This window comes from Agrobacterium larrymoorei (assembly GCF_005145045.1).
Classification (GTDB): Bacteria; Pseudomonadota; Alphaproteobacteria; order Rhizobiales; family Rhizobiaceae; genus Agrobacterium; species Agrobacterium larrymoorei.
Window position 1 is genome coordinate 159,715 of sequence record NZ_CP039692.1, and the last position, 24,410, is coordinate 184,124.

Sequence of the window (24,410 nt, forward strand, 5' to 3'; positions counted from 1 at the left end):
CAAGAAAATGAACGATGGATATCCGCATGAAGGGCATACGCCAGTTAGCCGAGCATCTCGACATCTCTATCGGCACCGTTTCGCGCGCCCTCAACGGCAAGGCAGACGTCAATCCACAAACCCGCCAGCGTGTTCTCCAAGCGGCTGAAAAGCTTGGATATGTTGCCAACCAATCTGGGCGTTCGCTGCGCAAGGGCTCGACCGGCGTTATCGGTTTCATGATGCAGACCGGCCCGGAAATTACCGGTCAGGGCGATACGTTCTTCATGAGCGTTTTCGATGGCGTGCAGACGGTGCTGGCCCGGCACAATCTCGATCTCGTCGCGCTTCTCTGCTCCTCATCCGAGGATCCCGACGCCTATCTTCAACGCACCGTCGCGCGCGGATTTGCCGATGCGATCATTCTTTCCGCCACTCGCCGAAACGATGCCCGTTTCGAGCTTCTGGACCGGCACAAGATACCGTTCATCTCGCTTGGCCGAAGCCTGACGGATGTCGGACAACCCTGGATCGATCTTGATTTCGAAGGCATGGCCGATGCCACGATGGAGCGTTTTATCCGTGCGGGGCACACGGAGATCGGCGTGATCTGGCCGGATGGCGATCTGAACCTGGGTTACGTATTCATCGAGCGATGCCGCCATGTGTTGGGCAGGCATGGCCTGAGCCTGCGCGATGAGAACATCTTTCGCGCAAAACCGAGCGAATCCGGTGGGTATGCCGTAGCCCGGCAGATTGCCGCTGCCCCTTCCCGGCCCTCAGCCATCACCCTCGTCAACGAAACACTGGTAACGGGGCTTTACAAGGGGCTGGAAGAATCCGGCCTGCGCCCGGGAAAAGACATAGCGATTGTGGGGCGCCACAGTCCTCACACGCAATTTCTGTCTCCATCGCTGACGGGGTTCAACCTTTCTCTTCGCGATCTCGGCGTCGGGCTTGCAGAGGCATTGCTTTCGGTAATGCCTGCATTTCAGGAAAATTACTCCGTGAATTCCCGTCAGCTATGGCCAATGGATTTGATCGAGGGTGAGAGCGGCTGAGCTTCGAGCAAATCCCAGCCGCTGTCATTGTTCAGATCGAAAAACCGCTATCGCACAGCCGCTTCAGATCGTCGGAATTCAACCGCTCAAGCGCGAGATCAGGCAGTATGTCGTTGTCTTCTGCAAGATCATGGTTGACGGCAGCTGAGAACAGCTTGATGCCCGCCTCATGCAGCGGGGCTGGCTTCCCCGAAATGCGACCAAGCAATACGGTTGGAAGCAATCCGAACGGGACATCCTCATAAATATACCGGCTATCGATGGTGGATGGCCCCATGCCGCCACGCCCTTCGCGGTGCATCTGCTGGTTCATCTCCGAAACAGACCCCATGGGGACGTGGAAGGACAGCGAAAAGTGTTCCCGAACCGTCTTCACGGCAAGACCGAAGTGTTCGGCGATGGCCAGACGCTCCGCGTCCAGCGCCTCGATCAGATAGCCCACTGCGGGCGTAACGTGCTCACCCTGCCCCCAGTTTTCACCCTTTTCCATGCGCGTCAGATTGAACATCGCGATGCCGAGATGGTTCTGCGGGTTGAGGTTGGAAAGGGCGATCGCCAGCAATCCGTCACGCTCCACGAACCGGTCGCCGAACAGCGTGTCGCATAGTTTCTTGCCTGCAGCAGCCGCCGACTTCGGCAATGTGGCGAAGTCCACCTTCTGGCGGACGGTATTTACCGAAACGCTTGCGCCATCTGCCTGTTTTCGCCCGGTCAGCAAGGTCGTTCCCCACACAATAATTGGCAAGGATATGCCGCGGGCGGCAAGCCGCTCGGAAAGGTAAAGCGCACCGAAGGAACTGTGGGAACTGATTAGAACCGGCTGCCCCTCTACCAGATGCGGAAGAGCGGCATCGAATACCTCACGATGACCATTGGCGGGCAGCGCGATCAAGACGGCATCCGCACCGGAGACCGCCTCACCGCACGAGGCGCTTGTCTCTATCGTCCCGGAAAAGGAAAAAGCTCCGGTCGCGGTGAGCGGAGTGCCACTGGCGAGAACCTTGGTGCCGGCACCAGATGGCGACCACATGACAGGCGTGTGCCCAGCCTGGCCAAGAAATGCCGCCATGCCGAACGCAATCGAGCCTGCACCGAGTATAGCAATCCGCATCCAATTCTTCCTTTCACACCATTACAGTCTGCTCACGCGCTCCTTTAAAGCTCATCATGCGGCCAGGGAGAAACCGGCAAACCGCATTAAGGTGAACACTGTTGCCCAACTGCATCAGCAGCGGGAACATCAGGCCGTCTGTAAATTTCGGAGCGATGCCGACAAGATAGGCTAACCCTGCAAGTGGAACAGGCAGCGTGATCACCACACAAGCTTCGCTTTTCAACGGCGTCTAATTTGCCCCCCTCACCGCATATCTTTTGCGCATTTTGCTTCTGGGAAGGTTACATTTTTCCCGCTCTCTCCCCAGAACGAAAATTTGTCTTTTGTCACTAGCGCATATGATGCGTTTAATGCACACTGAATTTGTCACAATGCATAGGATGCATGATATCCCATGGAGATACGTGAACTTGAGGCATTTCTGGCCGTCATGTCCGCCGGTAGCATTACCGGGGCGGCTCGTCTTTTGGACCGGTCTCAGTCGCAGGTAACGCGGCTCATTCAGGATTTGGAAACGACGCTTGGTTTTCCGCTTTTCGATCGCAACGGACCCAAGATCAGCCCCAGCGAAAAAGGCATCGCTTTTCATTCCGAGGCAGAGCGTTTTCTTGGCGGCATAGAGCATCTGCGCGAGCGTGCGCGCCTGATCGCGGAAAAAGCGCCCGCACCGATTGAAATTGCTGCAACGCCAGCTTTTGCCAGCGGCATCATGCCGCTTGCCTTGGCGGAACTTCCCGAAGCGCTTCTGCCGCCGACGATTTTTTTAAGAAGCATGCCTGCGGAGGCAGCGGTTCAGGCCGTGCTGGGCAGAACGGCAGATTTCTGCATCACCTCTCTTCCAGCGGAGCAGCCGGGCCTAGAGGCGCATGGATATTTCGAAGGTCGATGCGTAGCGGCGATCTCCCCTAACGATCCGCTTGCCGCAAAAGACGTGATATCCATTGCCGATCTGGCGGATCGGACGATCATCACCATGGCAAACCCATTTCGGTTGCGCCGCCGCGTGGATCAGGCGCTGGAAGCCGCCAATGTCCGCGCAAAGAGGATCATCGCCACAAGTGCGGCGATGAACGCGGTGCAGATCGCATCGACTGGCATGGGCGTTGCCATAGTTGAGCCCATCACCGCCTATGGCCTCAAGCCAGCGCAAGTCGAAGTGCGCCCGCTGGATGTCAATATTCCGTTTCTGTGGGCGATCTTCTCGGCAGCGTCCAGACCGCTATCCGAAACGGCGCAGCAACTGATCCAGCTGACGATCCGCATTACCGCCGCGCGCATTCCGGACTTCACCGCGCATGATCCCCGCAAGACGGGACGCGTCGCCGACATGACCTATGGCGGAGGCTCCGACGAAAGCCCGTAACGATGTGACGTCGAACTTCACAAACCGAATTTCAAATTGCCAACACGAACAAGGAGAGTGCCATGACATTTTCAGTAACAACGCGCCGTTCTACTTTGAAGCTTCTGGCTGCCGGTACCGGCATGCTCGCGGCCCCCGGCCTCATCCGCTCGGCCAGCGCGCAGAGCAAGGTCGTCAACATCACGACTTACGACAAGTTCGTGCCGCAGTCCTTCATCGATCAGTTCCAGAAGGACACCGGCATCGAGGTTCGCATCCGCCTGACGGACGATCAGGGCAAGCAGTACAATCTGCTCTCGGCTGAAGGCGCTACCCCTTCCACCGATATCGTGACAGTTACGGGACACCGCCTTTCGCAGTTCATTTCCTCCAACCTGCTGTCGCCGCTGGATACGGGCAGGCTGAAGAACTGGGACAAGCTCGCATCCGCCTATAAGGGTGCCAAGCAGCTGACGATCGATGGCTCGGTCTACGGCCTGCCGCTTCTGGCCGGCTTCGAAGGCCTTGCCAGAAACACCGATTACACCAAGCCTTCCGATACATGGGGCACGATGTTCGATGACGAATATAAGGGCCTGACGTCCTACATCATCACCGACTTCCTGTCCCTGACGATGCTTTATCAGGGCAATGACGGGGACTACGTGACTTATGAAGGCAAGAAGGATGTAGCCCAGGCAGCGACAAACAAGGCGCGCGACTTCCTCATCGCCAACAAGGACAAGGTGCGTAAATATTACGATGCCGGTTCCGAGGTGCAGCAGATGTTCCTCAACGAGGACGTCTATATTGCGCAGGCATGGTCCGGCCCGACGGCAAAGCTCATCATGGAAGGCCACCCAATCGAGCTTTCGGTTCCGAAGGAAGGGACCTATGGCTTCCTGTATTCCTTCAACGTCGTGAAGAACGCACCGAATGCTGACGCGGCTTACACCTTCCTCGACGCCATCCTGTCGTCACCAGAAATCGGTGCATCGATGGTGCGTCAGTCGGGCTTCGCCTCTGCCTTCGACGGCGTCGACAAGATTTTGAACGACCGCGAACGCGCGGCGATGGCTCTGCCGCAGGATCAGGTGGAGCGGATCAAGTTCTTCAGCTCCATCAACCGCGCCATGAAGAACGAATTGATCGACCGCGCCGCAGCCGAAATCAAGGCCGCTTAACGCATCGCGACTTCGAACATGGGATCGGCGCCAAGCCGGTCCCGCACCAATAAAAGCTTGTCCAGAGCTGGGAACGAAGATGGTGGATACGACAATGACGAGGAACCGACAGACCGCCCCTCCAACGCGGCAGAATTACGCCGGATGGATTGGCACCGTCGCAGGCTCAAGCCTCTATTCGAATACGATTGGACGCCTTGCCGACAGCCGCAAGGCGCGTCTTGCGCTGCTTGCGGGCTTTCCGTTGCTGTGGCTGCTTTCCCTGCATATCGGCCCGATTTTGCAGATGGCCAATATCAGCTTCATGGCAGATTATCCGCCTCAGCCGAATGCCAGCACGACCTATACGCTGGCCAACTATCAGCTGTTTTTCTCGGATTCCATTTACGTCATGCCCTTCGTCCGCAGCCTGATTTTTGCGGCGGTGGTGACTATATCGACACTGGTGATTGTCTACCCGGTCGCCTATTACGTCGCCAAAGTGTTGCAGCCCAAACAGCGTATGCGCGCACTTTTGCTGCTGCTCATCCCGTTCTGGGCGGGTGAGCTGATCAGAACATTTTCCGTCATCATGCTGTTGGCCAATCGCGGCGCGGTGAATGTCGTACTGCGCGAACTCGGCTTCATCGACCGCCCCATACCGATGCTCTATACCTCGTTTTCGCTGAGCTTCGGTGTCATCTATCTTCTGTCGCTTTACATGCTGCTGCCGCTCTATTCGGCAATCGAAAAAATTCCGCCACAGCTTGTCCACGCTGCCGCAGATCTCGGAGCCAGCCCTTTCCAGCGCTTCAAGCGCGTGATCCTGCCGCTTTCCAAGGACGGCATCGTCTCAGGATGCAGCCTCGTCTATCTGACATCGGTCGGCGTTTTCGCGGCCCCGCTTCTGCTCGGCGGTCCAAACGCAGTGATCTTCCCGGAAGTGATCGCGACGCTGTTCCACTCCTCCAACGACAAATGGCCAGAGGGTGCCGCCTTCGCCATGCTGATGCTTGCTGTTTCGCTGACGACAGTGGGGCTTTTCATGCGGGTCGTCGGCGGTCGTTCTGTTCGGTTGATGTAGGGAGATCGACATGCGTTCCACTTTCAACGATCTTCCAAAAACAGCCCTCAGCGCCAGCTACTGGCTCTTCGTCATCTATCTGCTTCTGCCGCTCGCGCTGATGATGGCGATGAGCTTCAAGGACGCCAACTTCATTGCCTTCCCCATCTCCAGCTGGACGCTGGACTGGTATGCGAAGGTATTACAGGACAAGCAGTTCATCGATGCCTCGCTCTATTCCATCGGCATCGCGCTTGCCACCACCATCGCGGCAACGGTGGTCGGCGTCTGGATTGCGCTTCTGATCACGACCGAGGGTATCAAGGGCAAGGCTATTCTCTTTGCGCTGGCCTGTCTTCCCGCCGTCGTGCCGGGGCTGATCAACGCCATTTCGATGCGCATCTTCATCCGCGTTATCGATATCCCAACAGGCACGTTTGCGATCATTCTCTCGCACACCGTCCACGCCGTGCCCTTCGTGGTCATCATGGTGCTGACGCGCCTGCGCTCCATGCCCGCCAATCTGGTGGATGCGGCGCGCGATCTTGGGGCGGACGCCTTCATCGCGTTCCTGCGCGTGACCATCCCCTACCTTATGCCAGCGCTTGTAGGCGGCATGATTTTTTGCGTGCTGACCAGTATCGACGACTTCGTGCGCACCTTCTTCCTTGGAGGGTACAAGCCTACCTTGCCGATGCTGATATTCGCCAAGGTGCAAGGCGGCATGTCGCCGGAAATCAACGCCATGGCGACCATTGTGCTGATCGCCACCGCCGCCGTCGGCCTTTATGCCGAACATTTCACCCGCCGTTCGAGGAGCTGAGGCCATGCAGCCAGTTGTTCATTTTAAAAACGTCAACAAGTCCTACGGCCCAGCACTTGCGGTGGATGATCTCGATCTTGCCATTGAGCCGGGCCAGTTCGTCACGCTGCTCGGCCCCTCCGGCTGCGGCAAGTCCACCACACTTCGCATGTTGGGCGGCTTCGAAGCCCCATCCTCTGGCGAAATCTATCTCGACGGCAAGGCGATTTCGCACCTGCCGCCGAACAAGCGCAACGTCAATATCGTGTTTCAGGACTATGCCCTGTTCCCGCATTTGACTGTCGCGCGCAACATCGCCTTCGGGCTGGAACTGAAGGGCATGGATTCCGCCTCCATCCACAAACGGGTGATGGAGCTGCTCGGCCTCGTCAAATTGCAGGACTTTGCCGACCGCATGCCGGACCAGCTGTCCGGTGGCCAGCGCCAGCGCGTGGCCCTGATGCGGGCGCTCGCACCCGACCCAAATGTTCTCCTGCTGGACGAGCCGCTGTCTGCGCTGGACGCGAAGCTGCGCCACGAAATGCAGATCGAACTGAAAGCCATCCAGAAGACGACCGGCAAGACCTTCATCTTCGTGACCCATGATCAGGAAGAAGCGCTGACCATGTCGGACGTCGTCGTGGTGATGAACAAGGGCCGCATCGAGCAGATGGGTTCGCCTGGTGATCTCTACGCCAGACCGCGCAGCCGCTTCGTCGCAGACTTCATCGGCCAGAGCAATTTCCTTGAAACGACCGTTAAATCCGTCGAGGGCGATATAGCAACACTTGAATGGCTGGGTCTGCCAATCCACGCCGTGACAAATGGCAGCCGCCATACGCCGGGCAACAAGGCCGTGGTTGCTCTAAGGCCGGAAGCCATTTCCTGCCTTTCGCAAAAGCCAGCAGAACGATTTGCCTTGAAGGGTCGCATCGAAAACCGGGTGTTCAAGGGTGCGCATACCGTTCTCTCGGTCACGCTGGACAACGGAGCGACGCTCGTCGCGCAGATCGATCCTGTTTCACTATCGCATCTCAGTAGTGATGATGTCTGGGTGACATGGCGGGATCAGGACGCAGTCCTGTTGGTGGATTGATCATGGCGTCTCTCTTTCCAAGCGCGACCTCTTTTTCTTTCAGGAGACGACCTGATGACATTTGAACGACAGGAAAAACTCGCCGTCCTCAACGCGCGCGTCCGGCAGGATCTGGAGTATCTCAATTATCCCGCCGCCAACTGGTCGAAGCCGTTGACGACGCTGGATGGTCAGAGCGTGAGCGATGTCGTGATCATCGGCGCAGGCATGTGCGGGCTCGTTGCATGGCACTCGCTGACCCGCGCAGGTATCGCCAATATTCGTGTCGTGGACAAAGCCGAGCAAGGCAAGGAAGGCCCGTGGGTGACCTATGCCCGCATGGAAACGCTGCGGTCTCCCAAAACGCTTCTCGGCCCGGCGCTCGGCATGGCGTCGCTGACTTTCCGCGCCTGGTACACGGCACAGTTCGGTGAACAGTCCTGGAACGATCTCTTCCGCATTCCGCGCCCGATGTGGATGGATTACCTGAACTGGTATCGCGAAGTGATGGAAATCCCTGTCGAAAACGGGATCGACGTGACCCGCGTCAAACCACGGCCCGACGGACTGCTGGAACTTGAAGTGAGCGGCGGCGCCCAGCCTTCGATCATCACCCGCAAGTTGGTCATGGCAACGGGCCGTGACGGGCTGGGTGAGCCGACTATCCCCGATTTCGTCAAGGACATGAAGCGGCTAAAAAGCTGGGCGCATTCTGCGGACCTGATCGATTTCGACAAGTTGAAAGGCAAGCGTGTCGTCGTCATCGGCGTCGGCGCTTCGGCGGTCGACAATGCCGCCGAGGCACTGGAGAGCGGGGCGGAAGAGGTTCGTTTGCTTGCGCGGCGCAAGGCCATGCCGACCGTCAACAAGCTGATGGGCATCGGCTCCTATGGCGTCACGGCTGGCTTCGCCAAGATCGATCCCGCGTGGCGCTGGCGTCTGATGGATTACTCCGTCAAGCAACAGACCCCGGCACCACATAACTCGACGCTTCGCGTCAGTCGCCATGACAATGCGTATTTCCATTTCGATTGCGGCATTCGCTCCATGAGGGAAGAGAATGGCGAAGTCGTCATCACCACCCTCAACGGGCGCGTTTTCCACACGGATTTCGTCATTCTTGGGACCGGGTTCTCCATCGACCCGATGAGCCGCCCGGAGCTTTCCCCTTTCAATGACGATATTGCCTGCTGGGAAGACCTCTACACGCCGCCCAAGGGTGAGGAAAATCCGGGCCTAGGGCGCTTTCCCTGGCTTGAGGATGATTTCGCCTTCACCGAAAAGACACCGGGTGCGGCACCATGGGTGCGCAACATCCACTGCTTCAACTACGGCTCTTCCGTCAGTCTCGGCAAGGTCAGCGGCGACATACCGGCAATCAGCGAAGGCGCGCTTTGGCTCGCACGCGGCATCGCCGCGTCGCTCTTCATCAAGGATATAGACTACCATTGGGAAGCTCTGCTGGCTTACGAAAAGCCCGAGCTTGATGGCAGCGAATGGACGGATGCGGACGCTGTTCCGCCCGCTCAGAAGATGGCCTGAGGCTCGACGGTGATCCAATACTCATTTCTATCAAGCTCGCATTACGGTCTCTGCAAGGAGGAAGCACAATGACTGACACACTCACCGGCGACGTTATCGACAACGTCCTCGGCCTCAAACCCTCGGATGAATTGTTCAGGCTGCGCGAACAGCGCGCCAAGATGAAACATCTGACGCAGACGAGTTACAATGCCGCGCTTCGGCCAGCCGAGCCCCGCAATTTTTCCTATGCGCTGCGTGCAGCCATCGCCGCCCGTATGTCCGCACTTTGGAAGGCGGATGAGCTTCAGGCTCATTATGTGACCGCTCTTAAATCGGAGAATGCGTCAGATGACGTTGTGGAGGTTGCCGATCCTGCATCTGCTGCACCGGGCGATGTCAAACTTACGACAATTCTCGCCCATGTCGACCTCGTGACCCTGTCACCGAAGGAGGCGACACGGGCAAACATCGACAAGCTCTATGCCGCAGGCCTGGATGATCGCGACATCGTCACACTGGCCGGGCTGATTGCCTATGTGAATTATCAGATCCTCGTCGTGGCAGGTCTGAAGATGATGAGGGATAACTGAGATGTCTGAACCCGTTCACGAATTCACCCTCGACGCACTGGAATGGAAGCCATACGTCAAGCCAATCGATCTGGCGCAGGCAACCCCGGAACAGCTGGACGCCATGAAAGTGACGCCGTCCAACACCAAAGTTTCCGATTACGTTCTCGTTCTGGCAAACGAACCCGAAGCTCTGAACGAACGAACGCCGCTCTTCAACGACATCATGTATAGCGAAGGCGGCCTTTCCCGTGGCGGTCGCGAAATCGGCGCGCTGGCAGGCTCCTTCGTCAATAAATGCATCTATTGTGCAGCCGTTCACGCCAATCGCTACATCCAGCTGGAAAAGCGTCCGGAGGTCATCGACGAAATTTACAACAACGGCCTTGAAGCCGATCTGCCGGAGTTCGAGCAGGCACTGTTCAATTTCGGTGTCGATCTGACCGCACACCCGAACGAGGTTGGTGTTTACCAATTCTATCACCTTCGCGAAATCGGCCTCGATGATCTGCAAATACTGGACCTCATACATTCCGTTGCGATCTTCGGCTGGGCCAACCGGCTGATGCACACGCTTGGCGAACCGCATCGGAAGGCTTGAGTGGATACATCCATTACCGATGGGGCGGACAGACCGGTCCGCCCATTTACCGTTGCGCATCGCGATGTGCTGAAGATCGCGATCCCGATGATGATCGCCTATCTGTCAACCCCGCTTGTCGGGCTGGTCGCGACGGGTGTGATTGCGCATATGCGCAATGAGACACTGGTCGGCGGGGTAGCGCTTGCCTCCGTCATCTTCGACGTCATTTTCGTTACATTCAATTTCCTTCGAGGGGCCACGACAGGCTTTACCGCGCAATCCATGGGTGCGGGAGATCGCATCGGCGAGCAACGTATGCTGCTGAGCGGGCTGATGATCGCCTTCGTGGCGGGCCTGCTACTGCTGGTGTTTCAGGTTCCAATCGGCGCCCTCGGCATGGCTGCGATGGGGGCCGACGGTGCGGTTGCCGAGGCTGCTGCGACCTATTTCCACTGGCGCATCTGGTCCGCGCCCTTCGTACTTTTCAACTTCGTTGCCTTCGGCTGGCTGATCGGTCGCGGAGAGGCCTTGTGGAGCATGGCGCTCCAGACATTACTGAACGGCCTCAACGCCGGTTTGAGCTATTATTGGGTGATAAGGCTCGGCCATGGCGTCGAAGGCGTGGCGATAGCCTCGCTCGTTGCCGAAGCGGCCACCGCCATTGCGGGAGCCCTTCTCGTTCTCACGAAAACGGACAGGGCGGCATGGCGCATGCCTGACCTTTCGGCCATGAAGCGGTCTTTCGCCGTTAACGGCGATATGATGATCCGATCCTTTGCGCTGTTAATCGGACTGTCGTTCTTCACCCGCCAAAGCGGATTCCTCGGTATCGAGGTTCTCGCTGCCAACACCATCCTTTTACGCTTCTATTTCTTCGGCGTCGCATTTCTGGATGGCGTCGCGACTGCGGCTGAACAGCTTGCAGGCCGTGCCGTCGGCGCGCGCTACAGACCTGCTTTCGACCGGACGATCCGCCTGACCACCATCTGGGGTCTGGTTTTCGCCGCTGCCGTATCATGTGCCTTCCTTGCGGCTGGCGACTGGGTGATTTCGCTGACTGCGCCGACAGATGCCGTTGCCACTCTTGCCGACGAGTATCTGATCTACGTCGTCGCCCTCCCACTCATCGGCATCATCGCCTTCCAGATGGACGGCGTCTACATCGGCTCCACATGGTCGAGACAAATGCGTAATCTGATGGTGATCTCGCTGCTGCTCTACTTCGCTGCGTGGTCCGTATTGCAGCCGCTCTATGCCAATAACGGCCTCTGGATTGCGCTGCTCCTGTTCCAAGGCGCACGAAGCATTGCCTTCCGACTGATGTTACCGAGGCTCGCGGCACGTACCTTTGGATGACATAAGGTCCGCTCTTTCAATTGCCACCCGACATAACGCTTTCTCTATTTCGCCCCGTGCCCAGGGAGAATGCCATTCTTCCGACAAATGCTTTTCTCAATAAGCGAGAATGGAAACGCTTACCTCATACATGCCTGAAGATGTTTACAGCCTGCTCTTGATGGGCGCGGTGGCTTTTGTCGTTATCTGGCTTGCAGCTTTCATCATCCGCAGGCTGATCGGCTTTGCCATTTTGGCTGCGCTCGTTATCGGTGGAGCGATGGTTTGGCAGAATCCCGGTCTGTTGGCAGCAGCGCCGCATATCATCGGAAACTATGTCGGCGGGACGGAAAACGCTCGCTGAGCTGGCGTAGAAAGCATATGCTTTGACAACCGAGATATGATCTCGCGCCCGTTGATCATCTAGCTCGACAGAACCATCTATAGCCTGATGGCAAAGAAAAAGACCAACACAGTTCCTTCATTGATTGAGACATGGACGCTCTCTCCGGCAGCGACCATGGGCTCATCCCTGCGTGCCAAAGGTATATTGATGGAGCTGCGGGCAAAGCTCGCCTGGTCCGTGCGCAAGCAGCTGGACATCAAAGGCATGAGCCTGACGCTGGCGATGCAGGAAGAAGACAAGGACGAGTTTAACGCTGCTTCAGCCGCCGTCTCCAGACTGCTCGAAAACATCGAGAATCTATCGATCCTGCCGCGTGAAATCGAAGACATATTGACGATTTCGACCACCGAAAGACGGCGCTGGCTGGACGATGGACGGCTGCCAAGTGGCGGCATCCGAAGCGTGAAGCTGCGGGGACGCGCCAAAAAGATCACTTTTCACGTGTTCGAACCGAAAGTGGTCGAGGAACTGCTCAACAGCGGCGTTATCGATGAGTGGCGTGAACACGACCTTGCCGCCAAGGCCGAGAACAGGCGGAGGGCGGCGCATCAGGCGAAACTGACGCGCTCGCTGAAGAAAGCCAAGGCCAGCCGTGGTGCAGAACGCACCTCCTCTGACCTGAATGGCTGGGAAGAGTTCGACCGCGACGGGCTCCTTCGTTGACGTCAGACGGTGGACGCCGCGGACAAAGGCCCCTGATGCACGACGATACGCGCATGGTAGGGCACGCGTGAATAGAGGTCGATCACGTCCTGGTTCACCAGTCTCACACAGCCCGATGACGTGGCCTTGCCAATGGACTGCCATTCAGGCGAGCCATGCAGGCGGTAGAGCGTGTCTTTCCCGTTTTGGAAAATGTAAAGCGCGCGTGCGCCGAGCGGGTTCTTTATGCCCGGGTCCATGCCGCCATTCTCTACAGAAAAGCGAGCGAGGTGAGGCTGGCGCGCGATCATTTCGTCCGGCACCTTCCAGCGCGGCCAGGGCTGGCGCCAGTGGACCACGCCCTCGCCTTCCCACGCGAAACCATCGCGCCCAAGGCCCACGCCATAGCGCATGGCGGTGCCGCCGGGCTCGACCACGTACAGAAAGCGGTTAGGCGTATCCACGACAACGGTGCCGGGCGTCTCACCCGTTGGGTCGATCACGCGCTGCCGATAGTATTTCGGATCGATCTTCTCAAAGGGTATCGCCGGAAGAAAATGCCCACCATCCTCAAGCGCCGCATAGCGCTGCTTCAGCTCCGCCTCGTCCGGCGGCACGATTGGTCGGCGTGCGACCGCCGGTAAAGGTGCTGGCGCGGAGCTGGTCTGGCAACCGGCCAAAGCAGCGGTTGCGGAAAGTGTGCCGAACATGAAGGTGCGCCGGGAGATGCGCTGTAGACGGGTCATGGGAGAATCCAGAAATGAGGGAGCCTCGTTTTCCCCAAATCGGGCACGACTGACAAGGTAGATGAGATCACATAATCGGCATCGGCCACGCTATGGTAGCGATCCCCGCTCTAGGTACTAATCCACGATTGACATCGTGATGCGGCCAGCAAGCCGACCCCCCGGGGGAAGAATTTTCAAGCCCCTGTCTTGCCGCTCCGCTTCAGGCATGGACAGAACGCCTGCCGCCATCGAGACCGGCTCCGGGCAGAGATAATTCTCCATTCGATGGACAGCGAGATGACCGAAAACCGGGTCCGCCTCAAGCAACAGCTCACCCCCGGCAAGCGTCACGCGTGCAAGTGACCAGTCGTTGAAATGCAGGGTATATCCGGTTGCTGATGGAATGGCGGGGCTGGAACACCGCTGCGGGGGATCGACCGTCGGAACATTCAGCGGGTCCAGCGGATATGCCAGTCTTGCATCGGTTTCAGCGTGAGATGAAACCGATGCGGCAATGTAAGGATGCCAGCCAAGACCGACAGGTGCGGCGATATCCGACCGATTTGTGATCGCCAGCTCCACGGTCAGGCGGTTGGCTTCCAGCCGAAAATGTTGTTCTGCGAGAAATGAAAACGGCCACTCCTCATCAGCTTGATAATCGAGGCGCAGCGTCAGGCGATCATCTGCGTGAGCCGCAACGTTCCAGAGACGGCGATGCGCTGGCCCGTGAATGGCGTCGGGTGCCAGAGCCGGATGCGCACGCAGATGGTTTTGAACGCCGCCATGGATAAATGAGGCGTCGTAAAGGCGGTTGTGGTAAGGAAAGAGCGGATATGCACCCGCGCGCGGCCACTGATAGGGCTCGAAACGATCCTCCTGAGTGGGCACGAGAATCTGTCCCAGCCTTGCATGGCTGAGATGGGTCATGCGCCCGCCCCATGCGGGACGAAAGCGGGCCGATAATGGCCCGCTTGCAATAGAAACCTCCTCAGGCGAATGCATAGGATCCGTCGGGACGCTTCGGCACGCGCCGCTGCCAATGGACGTAGCCGTCTTCCTGCATGGCCTTTTCGTCAATCTCGACGCCCCAGCCAGGACGGTCCGGTCGCAGTTCAAGATAGCCGTCCTTCGGCAGATAAGGATCGACGACGTATCGCGTAACGTCCTCTTCCGTGACGAGATCGTTGCCGCCATAGGCATAGACCTGTCCCTTCGGCAGGCGGTATTCAAGTATGCGGAAATTCTGTTGAGCCGCAGAAAAGTGCACATTGACTGCGGTTGCCAGAGGCCCCATCGGGTTGTGCGGCGCAATGCTGACGAAGTGGGCTTCGGCCAAAGTTGCGATGCGGCGCATTTCCGATATACCGCCGACCACGCAGATATCCGGCTGGATGATGTCTGCACCTTTTACCTGAAGAAGGCGAAGGAACTCGTTGCGATTATAGAGACTTTCGCCCGTTGCAAGCGTGCAATTCAGGCCCTGTTTGAGATCGCCCCACATCTCGATATTTTCCGGGCGAAGCGGCTCTTCGTAGAAAAGCGGATCATATGGCGCAAGCGCATTGCCAAGCTGCCGCGCGGCGGCGGGCTCGAAAATCTTGGCATGGGCATCGAAGGCGATGTCGTAATCTGCACGAACGGTTTCACGCAGCGTGCGGAAATATTCGGCGGAACTGCGCACCACCTCGCCCCAGCGATGCGCATGGATATCCACACGCCATGGGCTGAGCTTGAAAGCGCTAAAGCCCCAGCCTTCGTTGAGACGGTCGAACTCGTCTCTGGCGGCTGGCGCATCCGGAGCGGTATAGACGCCCGCATAGACCTTGATGCGATCCCTCACCTCACCGCCGAGCAACTTATAGACCGGCACCCCGGCAGCCTTTGCCGCCAAATCCCACAGGCAGTGATCCAGCGCCGAGATAGCCGACAGGCCGAGTGCGCCGGGCGGGAAGCGGTTCTGCTGCAACATCAGGTTATAGAGAAACTCTACCCTCGTGGGGTCCTGTCCTGCCAAGAAGTTGTAGAGATAATCCAGAACCGGCGGCAGCGCGAGATCGGGTCCATGATTGTAGCATTCGCCCCAGCCGGTCAGCCCATCATCCGTGTCCAATGCCACGATGACGCGCGGACGGTCCTTGTCGCGGGTGACGAACACCCGCATGCGATCGATTTTCATGCCTCAGTCTTCCTCATGAATTCAAGCAGATGGAAAATGCAGCGTCATCGGGCGGCAGCGCCGTTTTTGACTGCCGCCGGTTCGACATAACGGAACCGCCTCGTCCGGTCCCGATCCCGCGGGTCCGGCCTCGGGATGGCGGAAAGCAGAGCCTGCGTGTAGGGGTGATCGGGAGCGTTGCAGACCTTTTCGGCCTCTCCCACCTCTACCAGCTTGCCGCGATACATAACGCCGACCCGGTCGCACATGTAGCGGATGACGCCGATATCGTGGCTGATGAAGATATAAGCGAGGCCCAATTCGTCCTGTAGCTTCATCAGCAGATCCAGCACCTGAAACCGGACAGAGACGTCCAGAGCCGAAGTGGCTTCATCGGCAACGATGATGCGGGGTTTCAGCGTGATTGCGCGCGCGATACCGATGCGCTGTCGCTGGCCACCGGAAAAGGCATGCGGATAGCGTTCACGCCCGTTGGGGTCCAGACCCACCTGCTCCATCAGGGAACAAACGCGGTCCTCCAACTCCTTGCCCTTGGCTACGCCATTGACGAGCAGCGGCTCCCCAATCACCTGCGCAACGGTCATGCGCGGGTTCAGCGATCCGAACGGATCCTGAAACACCATGCGCAACTCCCTGCGCGCAGCCTTCAGTTCCTTGCCTTCGATCTTAGACAGATCGACAACCGAGCCATCGGCTCTTCTATACAGCATCTCGCCTGCGGTCGGATCATAGAGCCGCATGATGGAGCGGCCCATGGTCGTTTTACCCGATCCGCTTTCGCCGACGATGCCGAGCGTTTCGCCGGGCAGAAGCTTGATGGAAACACCATCCAGCGCCTTCATCTCACCGAAATGCATGGACAGGTCTTTCACTTCCAGTATCGGTGCTGCAGTCTGATCGAGCGGCGGACGGGCAAGGCGGATCTCGGCCTTCTGCTCCAGTTTCAGGACCGAGCCGATCAGCATCCGCGTATAGGGATCCTGCGGATTGTGGAAGATTTGCTCAACCGTGCCGTATTCCTTTACCACACCATGATGCATGACCAGCACGTCATCGGCGATCTGGGCGACGACGCCCATATCATGCGTGATGAACAGTACAGCCATGCCGTGAGCCTTTTGCAGGCGGGAGATGAGGTCGAGAATTTCCGCCTGCGTGGTAACATCCAGCGCCGTCGTCGGCTCATCGGCAATGAGAAGCTGAGGCTTGCAGGCGAGCGCCATGGCGATCATGGCGCGCTGACGCATACCGCCGGAATATTGGAAGGCGTATCGGTCCAGCGCTTTTTCAGGGTTGGGGATTTCGACCTGCCGCAACAGCTCGATTGCCTCTGCCCTCGCCTGCGCCTTGCTCATTTTCAAGTGAAGCCGCAGGGCTTCCGTGATCTGGTCACCGACCGTATGAACCGGAGAAAGCGACGACATCGGCTCCTGAAAGATCATCGCGATATCGGCACCGCGAACAGCGCGAATGGCGCGCCCTCGCGGGTCCAGTTTCGCCAGATCGGTCGATGAGCCATCCGCCTTATTGAGTATGATCGAGCCGGAGGCGATATAGCCGGGGCTGTCGATGATCTGAAGGATCGAGCGCGCCGTGACCGACTTGCCGGAGCCGCTTTCACCGACCACGCAGAGCGTCTTGCCCGGCTCTATCGAAAAGGAAATATCGTTGACGGCGCGGAAGACGCCGGTGCGCAACGGAAATTCGGTCACGAGGTTGCGGACTTCAAGAAGGGGCTTTGCAGGTTTCATCGAGACGACTTCGCTCATCTAAAGGCCCTCACTTGTTATAGGGGTCGGCTGCATCGCGCAGACCATCGCCGAGAAGGTTCAGCGCCATCACCGCAACGACCACCGCAACACCCGGCAGGAAGAGCCATGGGGCTGTCGCAATCGAGCGGATGTTTTGCGCCTCACGTAGCAGCACGCCCCAGGAAATCGTCGGCGGCTGAAGTCCAAGACCGAGGAAGGACAGCGACGTTTCGGCAAGGATCATTGCAGGTACTGCCAGCGTGACGGATGCGATGATGTGGCTGGAGAAGCTGGGCAGCATGTGACGGAAAATGATGCGTCCTTCCGGTACGCCATCCAGTCTTGCTGCGGCGACGAATTCTTCCGTTCTGAGAGACAGGAAGCGTCCACGCACCACACGGGCAAGCTGCGCCCAGCCGGTAAAGGACAGGATGATGGTGATCATCATATATTGCAGCGTTGCGGGCCAGCCCTGCGGCAGCGCCGCCGCCAGGGCAAGCCAGATGGGAATGGTGGGCAAGGACAGGACGAAATCGATCACGCGCTGCATGACGAAATCGAGCCGACCACCATAATATCCCGATATGCCACCCAGCACGATGCCGAGAACGAGCGAGAAAAAGACGCCGACCAGACCGATGGACAGTGAAACCTGCGCACCCTGAACCACGCGGCTGAAGACATCTCGTCCGAGGCGATCTGCGCCGAACAGAAAGAGCGGGCGTGTCTTGTCCGTGGATGCGAGCAGGTGGACATTCGAGTTGAACAGGCCGAGCACCGAGTACTCATAACCACGACCGAACAGTTCGATCGGAATTTTCTTCTTCGTATCTTCTACGAAGATTGCGGCAAGCGTTTCCGGGTCGCGCGTCAGTTTCAGCGGATAGTAGTGCAGCCCGATGGAAAAACCATCCGTCGTATCGAAGAGATGCACACGTTGCGGCGGATGAAACGTGGAGCGGGCGTTTTGGAGAATGGGATCGTTGATGGCGAAAAAGCCGGGCACGAGCGCTACGATATACATTGCTATCGTAACGAAAAGCGCTGCCATGGCGAGGCGGTGCCGCTTGAATGCCCACCAGATGAGCTGCCACTGAGAGGCAACGGCTGCGCGATCCGGGCGCGTATCGATGATTGTTGCGATGTCGGTCATGGCGCCCTCCTATTCGAGCCGGATGCGGGGATCGACCAGCGCCAGCAGGATATCGCTGATGAGCGATCCGATAAGCGTCAGGGCGCAGATGAGGAGCACGAAGGCACCGGCGAGATACATGTCCTGCGCCATGAGCGACTGAAGAAGCAGCGGCGCGGCGGTTGGCAGATTGAGAACGATGGCGACAACCACCGAGCCCGAAATGAGGTTGGGCAGAAGCCATGCAATGGTAGAAATGAATGGGTTCAGCGCAATTCTGAGCGGATATTTCGTCAACAGACGAAACTCGGAAAGACCTTTGGCGCGCGCAGTCGTGACGTAGGGCTTTGGCAGTTCATCCAGCATATTGGCGCGCATGACGCGGATCAGGCTGGCTGTGGAGGAAACCGCAAGGATGGTGACGGGCAGCCAGATATGCGCCATCAGATCCATCATCTTGGCGATGCTCCACGGAGCTGTCTCGAACTGGGCCGAGAACAGGCCACCGACATCCGCCCCGAACTCCACCGCGGCGACATACATCAGCACCAGCGCAAGCAGAAAGGACGGGATGGAAAGCCCGAAGAAGGAGAAGGCCGTAAACATGTAGTCGCCGATGGAATATTTGCGCACGGCGGAGAAGACGCCGATAGGCAGCGCAATCGCCCATGTGGCCAGCAGACTGGCAATTGCCAACACCAGCGTCAGCGCCATGCGCTCCCAGATCAGACCCGAAACCGGCTGCTGCCACTCGAAGGACATGCCAAAATCGCCGTGGCTGATGATGCCCCATATCCATTTGAGATACTGGATGATCATAGGGTCGCCGAGACCGAAGCGCTCGCGCAATTGCGCGGCGGTGTTCTGGTCGATGACTTCGTTCGAAGCGGCAAGCGTGGCGATATAGGTCGTCACATAGTCGCCGGGCGGCAACTGAATGAGGACAAAGGCAAGGAAGCTGACGGCAAACAGCGATGGGATCATCCACAGCAGCCGTTTCACGATGAAGACCAACATGTCGTTCTCACAATCACGTTTTGCAGCATATCCGCCTGCAGAAAGCGGATATCTGCCACTCGACCCAATCGAAAAGTGTCGCCGCGCGAACGGCGACACGCATCAGTCGTTTAGCTTGTGAAGGTGAACTGCTGCGGCAGCGCGGGACCGGGGTTCGGCCAGGACCAACTGTCCGGTTCTTTTTCTGGAACGTTGTGGAGATTGTTCCTGATGATGCCGAAACCGCCAACCGCAAGGCAGACGCCAATCGTTTCGAATTCATCCGCAGCGATATCGAAAATCTGCTTCATGATTTCGCCGCGCTTGGCAATATCCGCAGTCGAGCGCGCCTCGTCGAAAAGCTTGAAACGCTTCTTCTGGCTTTCCGGTGGCTCTTCGCCCTTCTGGCCGTTGGATGTGTACCAGAGTGCCCACGGAATGGCGTAGCGCGATCCTTGCGGATGGAAGGCGAAGAAGTCGCGCGGGTCGAGCATCGGGTCCAGTCCGCCGGGTCCCGGCCAGACGGCGGCATCATGGGCGTTGTCATCACCGCGCGTGTAATACAGAGCACGCTCGATGGTGTTGACCTTGATATCGACGCCGATCTGCGCCCACTGGGCCTTTACCAGTTCAAGCGTATCCACGAGATCGGGATAGAGCGTTGGAATGACATCGATGGAGAAGAAGATGGGCTGGCCATCGGGACGCAGGCGAATGCCGTTGTCATTCTTCTTGTCGTATCCGGCCTTGTCCAGAAGCTCGTTGGCTTTATCAGGATCGAACTCGCTGAACTGTCGACCAAGTTTCTCGTGATACCATGGATGCGTTGGACGTGGACCAGCCTGATAGGCCTCGCTCTGCCCGAAATAGACGATCTCGATGATCTCTTCGCGGTTGAGCCCCAAAGACAGTGCCTGCCGGAAGGACTTGTCCGCAAACATCTTGCGCATGGCAGGATCTTTGTGGGTGATGTTGAGGTAAATCTGGCACTGCTGAGCAGCCGAGGGTATCAGCGTCATCAGCCGGTAATCGCCCTTTTCCATGTTCTTGGAGAGCGTCGGCTTGTTGGCAAGAACGCTGATATGCCGCTCCTGAATATCGATCTTGCCCGAGATTACGTTCAGCATCAGGGATTCGACATCCTGAGAAATGCCGAAATTGATCTCGTTGATGTAGGGCAACTGGTTGCCCTCGGTATCGACCTGCCAGAAATACGGGTTACGGGTCATCACGACGCGCGTCGCGCCACCGGAATATGGCTCCTTGACGACCCATGGATCCAGCGTCGGCTTGTCGACATTGGACCAGCGGGACGGGATTTCAATATCGCCGCATTTGGCGCGGAAAAGCTCGGTCCAGCTGGAAACGCCCGCTGCCTTGATCTCCGCATCCAAGGCCGCATTGTATTTCGGCAGGAACTTGCTGCAATAATGCTTGGGGAACAGCGTGGGGTGCTGGCCGAGCGGTGTCGCGAGGTTTTCGAGATACAGCGCGTTTGCAGCCGCAAATTTGAACTTCACGGTGAAATCATCGACTTTCGATACATCGACGGCCTTGCCTGCCACGGATAGCTGCGCCGGGGTGGCGCTATAAAGCTCCTTGTTCTTGATGCAGTCTTCGATGGCAAACACCACGTCGTCGGCGGTAAAAGGATGGCCATCGGACCACTTCACGCCCTGTATCAGATGGAAGGTGAACTCGGATGCGTCTGGGCTGACTTCCCACTTTTCGGCAAGGTTCGGCAGAACCTCGGTGAATTCCATGTTCCAGCGAACAAGGCTCTGATTGCCGACCATGCGCAGGATGCCGTTATGGTCCGACGAGCCGCGCAGGCCACGCCGCAGGGTGCCGCCATAGGTGCCGACTTTTTCGAACGGCGTCACCACCATCGGGTTCTTCGGCAGACGATCCGCCAGAGGCGGCAACTTCCCATCCTTGACGAGAGCGGCCAGTTCAGGCGCTTCCTTGCCAGCAGCAGCGCTGGCCGAAGTGCCGACGAGAGACAGCGCAGCGACGCCCCCCAGCCCGGCAATAAAGGTACGGCGCGTCACGCCGTGCGAGATATCATCCCCATCGCGCATCGATCGATTTCCTCCCAAAAGATCGCAGGTCGCAGCAAGGTACAAAACCTCATTGCTTCAGCCTTCTGGCCAACCCGCGTGCCAATCCTCCATCGGCAGGGTGACCATATGGGTGTTTTCAGATGATTACAAGTATTGACAGATTTTTACAGATTTTTTATTCGTGGATAGAGTTTTCGTTATCAGGCGCCTTGGTTGCGTTTGGGAGTTGATCGGCTCCCGGACCGCCTGTAGACACGCGCTTAACGGCACAGGATACGAAAAGCTGAAAAGATTCAGCGATTTGCGACGAGAGGGCGCAGATGGATAATCTGACCACATCCGCTCCCCCCAGGAGCGAGACACGGCTGAGCGACATCGTGTACGAGAAGATCGTCGGGATGATCAGCGATGGCCGCTTTCCGCTGAACGAGCGGCTGCCTTCTGAACAAAGCCTGGCGTCGATGTTCGGCGCATCACGCCCGGTCGTCCGCGAGGCGCTGGAAAGACTGCGCAATGACGACCTCATCGTGTCGCAAAAGGGTTCTGGTTCCTATGTGCGCCAGCAGCCCGATTCTTCGGTTCTGCAACAGGTTCCCGTCGGCTCGCTTGCCGACGTGCAGCGCTTTTTCGAATTCAGATCGGGCCTCGAAGCATCTGCCGCAGAACTCGCCGCACGCAACTGGCAGCCCGCGGATAGATCGCGCATCGAGCAGGCACTTGCAGCGCTGGAGCTCTGCCTGGAGCGGGGCGATCTGGGCGCGGAAGAAGACTTTGCCCTGCATGACGCAATTGCCAGAGCGAGCCATAACCAGTTTCACATAACGGTACGCACCTGGTTCAAACCCCACTTCGCTATCGGGCAATCCGTAACACGCAGTCTCAGCCTCAAACGCACGCCTCAACATGTTCGTGACGTACAGAACGAACATACCGCAATCGTTGAAGCGGTGTTCGAGCGACAGGAGCAGGCCGCTCATGACGCGATGAAGGATCACATACTGAAAGCGCGCGCCCGCATGTTCAAAGGCGTGGGAGGTAGCGGGTGACCTGAACGTCCGAGTGAATCACGCAACACGAATGATGGAGGAGAATTCGTGAGCCAGCCCCGCATAATCGAGCCTGCAATTCAGACACTGATCGACACGCCTCTGCGCGTAGGCGAATCACCCACTTGGGACGAGCGAACCGGGGACCTGTGGTTCGTGGATATTCTGGCCCCGGCAATTTTCCGCCTTTCAGCAGCCGGAAAGCTTCAGCGATTCGACATGCCGACACAGATCGGCTGTCTCGGTCTTTGCCAGAGCAACCTCATCGTCGCAGCGCTGAAAACCGGCGTTCATCTGCTGAACCCGGAAAATGGCAGGCTGGAAATTCTTTGCGACCCGGATGAGGGACGAGCGGACAGCCGGTTGAATGACGGAAAAGTTGGACCGGATGGCCACTTCTGGGTCGGGACAAGAGATGAGGCCGAAGTCCCCACCGGCAATGCTCGCCTCTATCGCGTTTCGCCGGGCGGCGATGTGGAGCGCTTCATAGACGGCAATATGCTGACATCCAACGGTCTTGCCTGGAGCCCCGATGGAACGCGGATGTACCATTCGGATAGCAGCGGGCTGCTGCTTCAGGTTTTCGATTTCGACGTTCAGACGGGCAAACTCGGCCCCGCCAGACGCCTCCATGATTTTCAGCCGGATGAAGGCAGGCCGGATGGCGCCGCGACCGATAGCGAAGGCTGTTACTGGAGTGCCGGTGTACAGGCGGGCAGGTTGAATCGCTTCACCCCCGATGGCGAACTGTTCGAAATCTACAGGATGCCGTTCAAGGGGCCGACCATGCCCTGCTTCGGCGGCCCTGACCTGAAGACGCTATACGTTACCAGCCTCGTGACGGACACGAACGGCATTACGACAGCAGGAACGCTGGTGGCTTTCGAAGCGCCCGTTGCTGGCGCACCGGTCCACAAATTCGCCCTTTGACGATAGATTTCACTCCACGGGAGACCGATTGATGACGACATTTGATATTCGCCAGACGCTGCACGGCATTTCCGGCGTACCCGTTACGGCATACGACTCCGATGGAGAGATCAATTCCGATATAACCGCCGAGGCCTATGCCCGTGTGGCCAGGGCTGGAATCCACAACATTGTCGCGGCTGGCAACACAGGCGAGTTCTATGCACTGACGCCTGCTGAAATCCTGAAAGTTTACGAGGCCGCAATCAAGGGTGTGGACGGTGTTGCCCCTGTCACCGCAGCAATCGGGCGCTCTCAGCGCGAAGCAATTGCGATGGCGCGAACCGCGAAGGAACTCGGCGCCTCGGCAGTGATGTCTCACCAGCCGGTCGATCCGTTCGCAGCCCCGCAATCGCAAATCGACTATTTCCTTGGGCTTGCGGAAGATAGCGAGCTTCCTCTCGTGGCCTATGTGAGAGCAGATGGGTTTGCGGTGGACGATATGGTCAGGCTCTCCAGCCATCCGAATGTCGCGGGCATCAAATTCGCCACCACCGATATTATGCTGCTGTCCCGCGCTATTGCCGCCTCCGATAGCAACGGGGCTCTTTACATCTGCGGCCTCGCAGAAAGCTGGGCGCCAGCCTTCGCCGCGGTGGGAGCGCGCGGTTTTACCTCCGGTCTCGTCAATGTCGCGCCGCATTTTTCCATGCAGGTTCACGAGGCTCTCTTGGCAGGCGATTTCGACGGTGCCCGCAAGATCGTGGAGAAGATCGAGTTGTTCGAGCGGCTGCGCACGCGCTACAGAAACGGCGCCAATGTGACGGTGGTGAAGGAAGCCATGGAAATCATGGGGTTGCCGGTCGGCCCGGTGCGCGCGCCCGGGCTCGTGCGACTGGATGCGCAGGATCGTGCTGCCCTGGAGGAGCTTCTTACCAGCTGGCAGTGAGT

24 protein-coding genes are annotated in these 24,410 nt (G+C 58.1%); 15 read left to right on the forward strand and 9 right to left on the reverse strand.

Features of this window, described 5'->3' with window-relative positions; all coding sequences use genetic code 11:
- Nucleotides 1-26: 26 nt before the first annotated feature.
- Complete coding sequence (locus CFBP5473_RS15105; RefSeq protein ID WP_027675336.1) at nucleotides 27-1,040, forward strand: LacI family DNA-binding transcriptional regulator; 1,014 nt, start codon at nucleotides 27-29, stop codon at nucleotides 1,038-1,040.
- Between the two features lie 31 nt (nucleotides 1,041-1,071).
- Here CFBP5473_RS15105 and CFBP5473_RS15110 read toward each other — a convergent pair whose 3' ends face one another.
- Both CFBP5473_RS15110 and CFBP5473_RS15115 read right to left on the reverse strand, forming a co-directional pair.
- Nucleotides 1,072-2,151 carry an NAD/NADP-dependent octopine/nopaline dehydrogenase family protein gene (locus CFBP5473_RS15110; protein WP_027675335.1) on the reverse strand — a complete coding sequence of 360 codons (1,080 nt, stop codon included), beginning with the start codon at nucleotides 2,149-2,151 and terminating at the stop codon, nucleotides 1,072-1,074.
- 13 nt (nucleotides 2,152-2,164) lie between these two features.
- On the reverse strand, nucleotides 2,165-2,377 hold the full coding sequence (locus tag CFBP5473_RS15115) for a hypothetical protein (protein WP_136954387.1): 213 nt from the start codon (nucleotides 2,375-2,377) through the stop codon (nucleotides 2,165-2,167).
- 171 nt (nucleotides 2,378-2,548) lie between these two features.
- Between CFBP5473_RS15115 and CFBP5473_RS15120 the strand changes: the two genes are divergently transcribed.
- The 11 genes from CFBP5473_RS15120 to CFBP5473_RS15170 all read left to right on the forward strand — a co-directional run bounded on the left by CFBP5473_RS15120 (nucleotide 2,549) and on the right by CFBP5473_RS15170 (nucleotide 12,679).
- The gene (locus CFBP5473_RS15120) at nucleotides 2,549-3,517 is read left to right on the forward strand and encodes a LysR family transcriptional regulator (protein ID WP_027675333.1); all 969 of its coding nucleotides are present in this window, start codon (nucleotides 2,549-2,551) and stop codon (nucleotides 3,515-3,517) included.
- Nucleotides 3,518-3,579: 62 nt separating this feature from the next.
- Nucleotides 3,580-4,680: an extracellular solute-binding protein gene (locus CFBP5473_RS15125; RefSeq protein ID WP_027675332.1), complete on the forward strand. Its 1,101-nt coding sequence runs from the start codon at nucleotides 3,580-3,582 to the stop codon at nucleotides 4,678-4,680.
- Between the two features lie 79 nt (nucleotides 4,681-4,759).
- Nucleotides 4,760-5,743 carry an ABC transporter permease gene (locus CFBP5473_RS15130; protein WP_027675331.1) on the forward strand — a complete coding sequence of 328 codons (984 nt, stop codon included), beginning with the start codon at nucleotides 4,760-4,762 and terminating at the stop codon, nucleotides 5,741-5,743.
- Between the two features lie 10 nt (nucleotides 5,744-5,753).
- Nucleotides 5,754-6,545, forward strand: a complete 792-nt coding sequence (locus tag CFBP5473_RS15135) for an ABC transporter permease (protein WP_027675330.1) — start codon at nucleotides 5,754-5,756, stop codon at nucleotides 6,543-6,545.
- Between the two features lie 4 nt (nucleotides 6,546-6,549).
- Nucleotides 6,550-7,620 carry an ABC transporter ATP-binding protein gene (locus tag CFBP5473_RS15140; RefSeq protein WP_027675329.1) on the forward strand — a complete coding sequence of 357 codons (1,071 nt, stop codon included), beginning with the start codon at nucleotides 6,550-6,552 and terminating at the stop codon, nucleotides 7,618-7,620.
- Between the two features lie 54 nt (nucleotides 7,621-7,674).
- Nucleotides 7,675-9,141 carry an NAD(P)-binding domain-containing protein gene (locus CFBP5473_RS15145; protein ID WP_027675328.1) on the forward strand — a complete coding sequence of 489 codons (1,467 nt, stop codon included), beginning with the start codon at nucleotides 7,675-7,677 and terminating at the stop codon, nucleotides 9,139-9,141.
- Between the two features lie 68 nt (nucleotides 9,142-9,209).
- On the forward strand, nucleotides 9,210-9,713 hold the full coding sequence (locus CFBP5473_RS15150) for a CMD domain-containing protein (protein ID WP_027675327.1): 504 nt from the start codon (nucleotides 9,210-9,212) through the stop codon (nucleotides 9,711-9,713).
- Nucleotide 9,714: 1 nt separating this feature from the next.
- On the forward strand, nucleotides 9,715-10,293 hold the full coding sequence (locus tag CFBP5473_RS15155; RefSeq protein ID WP_027675326.1) for a peroxidase-related enzyme: 579 nt from the start codon (nucleotides 9,715-9,717) through the stop codon (nucleotides 10,291-10,293).
- On the forward strand, nucleotides 10,294-11,631 hold the full coding sequence (locus CFBP5473_RS15160; protein WP_106389384.1) for an MATE family efflux transporter: 1,338 nt from the start codon (nucleotides 10,294-10,296) through the stop codon (nucleotides 11,629-11,631). It abuts the gene before it with no gap.
- Nucleotides 11,632-11,761: 130 nt separating this feature from the next.
- On the forward strand, nucleotides 11,762-11,974 hold the full coding sequence (locus CFBP5473_RS15165; protein WP_027675324.1) for a hypothetical protein: 213 nt from the start codon (nucleotides 11,762-11,764) through the stop codon (nucleotides 11,972-11,974).
- 87 nt (nucleotides 11,975-12,061) lie between these two features.
- A complete protein-coding gene (locus CFBP5473_RS15170; protein ID WP_027675323.1) occupies nucleotides 12,062-12,679 on the forward strand; it encodes a hypothetical protein in 618 nt (205 codons plus the stop codon).
- 2 nt (nucleotides 12,680-12,681) lie between these two features.
- Here CFBP5473_RS15170 and CFBP5473_RS15175 read toward each other — a convergent pair whose 3' ends face one another.
- The 7 genes from CFBP5473_RS15175 to CFBP5473_RS15205 all read right to left on the reverse strand — a co-directional run bounded on the left by CFBP5473_RS15175 (nucleotide 12,682) and on the right by CFBP5473_RS15205 (nucleotide 21,522).
- Nucleotides 12,682-13,404: a L,D-transpeptidase gene (locus tag CFBP5473_RS15175; RefSeq protein WP_027675322.1), complete on the reverse strand. Its 723-nt coding sequence runs from the start codon at nucleotides 13,402-13,404 to the stop codon at nucleotides 12,682-12,684.
- A 117-nt stretch (nucleotides 13,405-13,521) separates the two neighbouring features.
- Nucleotides 13,522-14,388, reverse strand: coding sequence for an aldose epimerase family protein (locus CFBP5473_RS15180; RefSeq protein ID WP_027675321.1), 867 nt, complete (start codon nucleotides 14,386-14,388; stop codon nucleotides 13,522-13,524).
- Nucleotides 14,375-15,562 (reverse strand): galactarate dehydratase, encoded by a 1,188-nt coding sequence (locus tag CFBP5473_RS15185; protein WP_027675320.1) that lies wholly within the window; start codon nucleotides 15,560-15,562, stop codon nucleotides 14,375-14,377. The genes CFBP5473_RS15180 and CFBP5473_RS15185 overlap by 14 nt, the downstream gene beginning before the upstream one ends.
- Nucleotides 15,563-15,606: 44 nt before the next feature.
- Nucleotides 15,607-17,331: an ABC transporter ATP-binding protein gene (locus CFBP5473_RS15190; protein ID WP_027675319.1), complete on the reverse strand. Its 1,725-nt coding sequence runs from the start codon at nucleotides 17,329-17,331 to the stop codon at nucleotides 15,607-15,609.
- A 10-nt stretch (nucleotides 17,332-17,341) separates the two neighbouring features.
- Complete coding sequence (locus CFBP5473_RS15195) at nucleotides 17,342-18,466, reverse strand: ABC transporter permease (protein WP_027675318.1); 1,125 nt, start codon at nucleotides 18,464-18,466, stop codon at nucleotides 17,342-17,344.
- Nucleotides 18,467-18,475: 9 nt separating this feature from the next.
- The gene (locus CFBP5473_RS15200) at nucleotides 18,476-19,462 is read right to left on the reverse strand and encodes an ABC transporter permease (protein ID WP_027675317.1); all 987 of its coding nucleotides are present in this window, start codon (nucleotides 19,460-19,462) and stop codon (nucleotides 18,476-18,478) included.
- A 110-nt stretch (nucleotides 19,463-19,572) separates the two neighbouring features.
- Nucleotides 19,573-21,522: an ABC transporter substrate-binding protein gene (locus CFBP5473_RS15205; RefSeq protein ID WP_027675316.1), complete on the reverse strand. Its 1,950-nt coding sequence runs from the start codon at nucleotides 21,520-21,522 to the stop codon at nucleotides 19,573-19,575.
- Between the two features lie 302 nt (nucleotides 21,523-21,824).
- On the opposite strand from CFBP5473_RS15205, the gene CFBP5473_RS15210 reads away from it, so the two are divergent.
- From CFBP5473_RS15210 to CFBP5473_RS15220, 3 genes are read left to right on the forward strand one after another with little or no spacing between them, the layout of a single operon-like run.
- Nucleotides 21,825-22,550, forward strand: a complete 726-nt coding sequence (locus CFBP5473_RS15210; RefSeq protein WP_037170953.1) for a FadR/GntR family transcriptional regulator — start codon at nucleotides 21,825-21,827, stop codon at nucleotides 22,548-22,550.
- 48 nt (nucleotides 22,551-22,598) lie between these two features.
- On the forward strand, nucleotides 22,599-23,480 hold the full coding sequence (locus tag CFBP5473_RS15215; protein WP_027675314.1) for an SMP-30/gluconolactonase/LRE family protein: 882 nt from the start codon (nucleotides 22,599-22,601) through the stop codon (nucleotides 23,478-23,480).
- A gap of 31 nt (nucleotides 23,481-23,511) precedes the next feature.
- A complete protein-coding gene (locus CFBP5473_RS15220; RefSeq protein ID WP_027675313.1) occupies nucleotides 23,512-24,408 on the forward strand; it encodes a dihydrodipicolinate synthase family protein in 897 nt (298 codons plus the stop codon).
- The last annotated feature ends 2 nt before the right edge of the window (nucleotides 24,409-24,410 follow it).

Bases quoted from the DNA above. Each gene is read 5' to 3' on its own strand.
- CFBP5473_RS15105 (WP_027675336.1), top strand. From the start codon at position 27: ATGAAGGGCATACGCCAGTTAGCCGAGCATCTCGACATCTCTATCGGC.
- CFBP5473_RS15110 (WP_027675335.1), bottom strand. From the start codon at position 2,151: ATGCGGATTGCTATACTCGGTGCAGGCTCGATTGCGTTCGGCATGGCG.
- CFBP5473_RS15120 (WP_027675333.1), top strand. From the start codon at position 2,549: ATGGAGATACGTGAACTTGAGGCATTTCTGGCCGTCATGTCCGCCGGT.
- CFBP5473_RS15125 (WP_027675332.1), top strand. From the start codon at position 3,580: ATGACATTTTCAGTAACAACGCGCCGTTCTACTTTGAAGCTTCTGGCT.
- CFBP5473_RS15130 (WP_027675331.1), top strand. From the start codon at position 4,760: ATGGTGGATACGACAATGACGAGGAACCGACAGACCGCCCCTCCAACG.
- CFBP5473_RS15135 (WP_027675330.1), top strand. From the start codon at position 5,754: ATGCGTTCCACTTTCAACGATCTTCCAAAAACAGCCCTCAGCGCCAGC.
- CFBP5473_RS15140 (WP_027675329.1), top strand. From the start codon at position 6,550: ATGCAGCCAGTTGTTCATTTTAAAAACGTCAACAAGTCCTACGGCCCA.
- CFBP5473_RS15145 (WP_027675328.1), top strand. From the start codon at position 7,675: ATGACATTTGAACGACAGGAAAAACTCGCCGTCCTCAACGCGCGCGTC.
- CFBP5473_RS15150 (WP_027675327.1), top strand. From the start codon at position 9,210: ATGACTGACACACTCACCGGCGACGTTATCGACAACGTCCTCGGCCTC.
- CFBP5473_RS15155 (WP_027675326.1), top strand. From the start codon at position 9,715: ATGTCTGAACCCGTTCACGAATTCACCCTCGACGCACTGGAATGGAAG.
- CFBP5473_RS15165 (WP_027675324.1), top strand. From the start codon at position 11,762: ATGCCTGAAGATGTTTACAGCCTGCTCTTGATGGGCGCGGTGGCTTTT.
- CFBP5473_RS15170 (WP_027675323.1), top strand. From the start codon at position 12,062: ATGGCAAAGAAAAAGACCAACACAGTTCCTTCATTGATTGAGACATGG.
- CFBP5473_RS15175 (WP_027675322.1), bottom strand. From the start codon at position 13,404: ATGACCCGTCTACAGCGCATCTCCCGGCGCACCTTCATGTTCGGCACA.
- CFBP5473_RS15180 (WP_027675321.1), bottom strand. From the start codon at position 14,388: ATGCATTCGCCTGAGGAGGTTTCTATTGCAAGCGGGCCATTATCGGCC.
- CFBP5473_RS15185 (WP_027675320.1), bottom strand. From the start codon at position 15,562: ATGAAAATCGATCGCATGCGGGTGTTCGTCACCCGCGACAAGGACCGT.
- CFBP5473_RS15190 (WP_027675319.1), bottom strand. From the start codon at position 17,331: ATGAGCGAAGTCGTCTCGATGAAACCTGCAAAGCCCCTTCTTGAAGTC.
- CFBP5473_RS15195 (WP_027675318.1), bottom strand. From the start codon at position 18,466: ATGACCGACATCGCAACAATCATCGATACGCGCCCGGATCGCGCAGCC.
- CFBP5473_RS15200 (WP_027675317.1), bottom strand. From the start codon at position 19,462: ATGTTGGTCTTCATCGTGAAACGGCTGCTGTGGATGATCCCATCGCTG.
- CFBP5473_RS15205 (WP_027675316.1), bottom strand. From the start codon at position 21,522: ATGCGCGATGGGGATGATATCTCGCACGGCGTGACGCGCCGTACCTTT.
- CFBP5473_RS15210 (WP_037170953.1), top strand. From the start codon at position 21,825: ATGGATAATCTGACCACATCCGCTCCCCCCAGGAGCGAGACACGGCTG.
- CFBP5473_RS15220 (WP_027675313.1), top strand. From the start codon at position 23,512: ATGACGACATTTGATATTCGCCAGACGCTGCACGGCATTTCCGGCGTA.